The organism is Endozoicomonas sp. ONNA2 (assembly GCF_024606365.1).
Lineage (GTDB): Bacteria > Pseudomonadota > Gammaproteobacteria > Pseudomonadales > Endozoicomonadaceae > Endozoicomonas.
The window spans coordinates 1-4098 of record NZ_JAHHPO010000161.1 but is presented as its reverse complement, the minus strand read 5'-3'; the positions used below and the strand labels follow the sequence as shown (position 1 = coordinate 4098).

Sequence of the window (4098 nt, the reverse complement as noted above, 5' to 3'; positions counted from 1 at the left end):
GAAGCGGGCGGCGGCATTTTCCCGGACTGAATAAAATGATGAAGTTATTCCGGGAGAATTACTTAATGCTTCGGATAACCGGTAATATCCCGAATGGATTGATACAACGGCTGCAGGCGGTTATAGAGCTTTTTATAAACCTCATTGTACAAACGATCATACAGCTGCACGGTCGGCAGGTCCGGCTCAAACACATCGCCCACCCGGGTCATGTTATCAATGGCTTCTTTATAGTTTTTATGAATGCCAAGGCCGACACAGCAGTTAATGGCTGCGCCAAGGCCGGAAGCTTCGAAAGTGTGTGGTCGTTCTGCCGTCATACCAAAAATATTGGCCGTTAATTGCATGGCGGCATCACTCTGGGAGCCACCGCCTGAGACCCGTAACCGGGTGATCGGTGTGCCACTGCGTTTTTCGATCCGCTCTTTACCGGAACGCAGTTCGTAAACCAGCCCTTCCAGAATCGCTCGGTAAATATGCGCCCGTTTATGGACATCGCCAAAGCCGATAAAGGCACCTTTGCCTTCCGGGCCGGGCTGACGTACGCCTGGTGACCAGTACGGTTGCATCATCAGACCCATTGAGCCCGGTGGTACCCGGGTTAACAGGTCATCGAACAGCTGCTCGGGTTCTACACCCAGTTCTTTCGCCTTGCGCTGCTCGGCCTGGGCCAGTTCATTTTTAAACCAGCTGACCATCCAGAAGCCCCGATAAATCATCACTTCGGTGTTGTAGCGTTTTGGCATCGCCGCTGTGTAGGGTGGAATAAAGGGAATGGTTTCAACGTATCGGGACGTTGTGGTACTGATGGTGGCTGTAGTGCCAAAACTCAAACAGCCAATATGAGGGTCAGTGCCGCCAGCACCCAATGCTTCACAGGCCTTATCCGATGAGGCTGCGATCATTGGTAGTCCCGCAGGCAGGCCGGTATGCTCTGCAGCCTCAGCGGTGAGATGGCCTAACCGCTCTGCGGGTTGCACCAGTTCTGGCAACATATGTCGTTTGACGGCAAGCAGCTGCCATTTCGGGTCGTGTTTGCTCGCCCATTTCTGACGCCGATAGTCGTATGGGAGGTAGCCGGCCACTGAACCACAGGCGTCTTTCATTTCGCCGGTCAGTTGATAAGTCAGGTAGCCGGATAAATTCACATAGTAACGGGTCTTCTGCCAGATATCGGGCTGATGTTGCATGATCCAGTTATCACGGGCCTTGGCGCGCAGGTCGTTGATAAGGCTGGTCAGGCCGATGGTTTTGATCAACAGTCCCCAGAGGCCACCAACGGGTTTTACCGGTTCGGCTTTACGCTGATCCATCCAGATAATAGCCGGTCTCAAGGGCTTTTTATCTTCATCCAGGTTAATCATGGTGTAGCGCTGTGTGGTCAGAGCCATACCCTTGATCTGCCCGGGCATTACCATGCCCTGGTCCCATAACGCCTGACAGGCTCTGCCAAGTTGCTGCCAATAGTAGTCAGGATGTTGTTCTGCCCAGCCGGGGTGTTGTGAAAAATAGGCCTCCAGCGCCACTTTACTTTTGGCGATCTCGTTACCGGCACGGTCAAATACCAGGGCTCGAATGCTCTGTGTACCATTGTCGATGGCCAGCACATAGTCTGAATCACTCACTACACGCTCACTTCTTGCTTCTTATTGTCGAGGATCAGCGTTATTGTCACATTTTGGAATACTGTAATAGGTATGCCAGATGGATTGGTAGCGGGTGACTTCCTGTAGCCACTGCTGTTCGTCCCAACTTAGTTCTTCCTGGCAGATGGCCTTGATCCGGTCGGCAAAAACCAGGCCTCCCTGTTCCAGCAGCAGGCCCAGCCGGGTGCGGCGGAGCAGGAGGTCATCCAGATGTACGACAGCTTCATTTCCGGCCGACCAGCGTAACTCCGCCCAAAGGGCGCGGGCTCCGGGAATAACGTCCTGTTCATCGGGGCGGGCCTGTGCCAGCAGGCGGTCAGCGTCCATACCGTAATGGCCGCAGATACGTCTCTTTATATAGTCTGGCAGCTGGTTAAACAGAGAACTATCGGGCTTATATTGAGTAAATATATCCCCGTCGGTATCACTGAAATCAACGCCGGGCAGGTATTCTGCTGCTGCTTCTAAAACATCCAGGGCAATCAGCCGGAAGGTGGTCAGCTTGCCACCACTGACGGTCACCAGTCCGTTATCGTTCCAGATGCTGTGGTTACGTTTTTCTTTCGACGGATTCAATGCGCCAGAGCTGACCAGCGGGCGAACACCTGCCCAGGAAGAGATAATATCCTGTTCGGTTAACCCGGCTTTCGGGAACTGGGCGCAGGCGGCTTTCATCAGGTATTCCAGTTCATCACGGCTCATGGCCACTTCATGGTTGCCAATATTGCCGTTGTCCAGGTCGGTGGTCCCGATTACAGTTCTGCCTTCCCATGGGAAAATGAACACTGGTCGTCTATCATCCGGGTGCATGGCGGTATATGCCTGGGCAACCGGCATTCTCCAGCCAGGCACCACAATGTGACTACCACGGGCAGGGCGAATATGCTGCTCTGAGGTCATCTCTCCCCGAAGTTCATCCCCCCAGGCACCTGTGGCATTAATGACCACTCTGGCCTTCACCGGAAGCACCTGATTGCTTTGTTCATCCTTCAGTTGTGCTCCCGTCACTTGCCCATGGTTTTTAATCAGGGCATCGACACCCACATAATTTATGGCGGTAGCACCATCTTTCTGAGCTTCCCGCAAAACCCGGATAACCAGGCGTGAGTCATCGGTAATGGCGTCGGCAAACTGGGTGGCACCGAGCAGGTTGTGCGCATTAATGAAAGGGCTCAGGTTTTCAATGTCGTGTGATTTATGAAACTGACGGTAACGCTTACCGGCAAAAAAATCATAAATGCGCAGCAGACTATTAAAGACCAGCGGCCCGGGAAAAGCACCCTTGTAATGGGCCATCAGATAACCCATTCGATCAACCAATCCGGGTGCTTCTTTCATCAGTCGTTCCCGTTCGGTTACCGAGTGCATGGTGGTTTTGATATCTCCGGAAGCTATGTAGCGAAGGCCACCATGCACCATTTTTGATGAACGGCTGGAGGTTCCCCAGGCGAAATCCTGGCGATCGACCAGCAGAACCTTTAAACCCCGGCGAGCAGCTTCGCGGGCAATACCGGCACCGGTGATACCGCCACCGGCGACAACGATATCCCATGTTTCGCTGGCACTGTTTTTTAATGATTCCAGTAATTGATTCCGGTTACGTGCCTGCCAGGATTCCTGCCACATAGATTGGGTACCTGATTGATTCAATTATTCACTGTCCTGGAGTAACACGCCGGGGTTCAGGCGTTTGTCCGGGTCAAAGTCATGCACCAGGGTTGCAATCATCCGCATCCCCAGCTCACCTTTTTCTGCCGGCATATAAGGCGCATGGTCACGACCGGCACCATGCTGGTGGGAGATGGTGGCATGACCACGGGCAATCACTTCAGAGGTTTTGCCCTTCAGTTTTTTCCAGCGCTCCAGAGTGGCCCGGTAACTGTCAGCACAGCGAAAAAAGCAGGTGGTATAGATACTCGACCCCTGACCATAGATATGGGAGAGGTGGGTAAACGCCATGACATTTTCCCCCTCATCCTGTAGAGCGTTTTCCAGGCTCGCTTCCATCTGCTGCATCAACTCGTCGACATTTTCCCAATCGGTGGCGGTTTCCAGCGTATCAACCGCGACGCCCCGGGCCCAGAGTGACTCCCGCAGGTAGGGGAATTTGAAACGGCCATGGGCCCAGATGGTACCCATGATGTTGGCCAACGCACCACCAACGCCGCCATGCTTTTTCAGAATCTTTTCCAGCTGTTTCAGGGCCACTTTATTCTGGTATTCAGAGCCGGTCACGCCAAAGGTGAGCATACATCGATTGTCGTCCAGTCCGCGAAACCGCAGATAGCCATTCAGCAGTTTGAACTGGGTCAGTGAGGTACCAAGGTGGGCGTGGGCGCGAGCCTCTTTAGCGTTGCTGACACGCATCATGGAGAGCGGGATCTTCTGCTGTGCAACTTCCCGGGCGACAGTTTTGGCTGTCTGCCAGTCCGGCATAAAGCAGACCATAAAC

3 protein-coding genes are annotated in these 4098 nt (G+C 53.5%); all 3 read right to left on the bottom strand.

Translation table 11 applies throughout. The annotated features are described in order from the left end of the window. Positions 1-62: 62 nt before the first annotated feature. A complete protein-coding gene (locus KDK14_RS03000) occupies positions 63-1625 on the bottom strand; it encodes an FGGY-family carbohydrate kinase (protein ID WP_257263539.1) in 1563 nt (520 codons plus the stop codon). Positions 1626-1646: 21 nt separating this feature from the next. After that, positions 1647-3272, bottom strand: coding sequence for a glycerol-3-phosphate dehydrogenase/oxidase (locus KDK14_RS02995; RefSeq protein ID WP_257263538.1), 1626 nt, complete (start codon positions 3270-3272; stop codon positions 1647-1649). A gap of 24 nt (positions 3273-3296) precedes the next feature. After that, on the bottom strand, positions 3297-4098 hold an 802-nt coding region (locus KDK14_RS02990; RefSeq protein ID WP_306671442.1), incomplete at its 5' end, for an FAD-linked oxidase C-terminal domain-containing protein.

What these genes read in the sequence shown, in the direction of transcription:
- KDK14_RS02995 (WP_257263538.1), bottom strand. Translation starts at nt 3,272, where the DNA reads ATGTGGCAGGAATCCTGGCAGGCACGTAACCGGAATCAATTACTGGAA.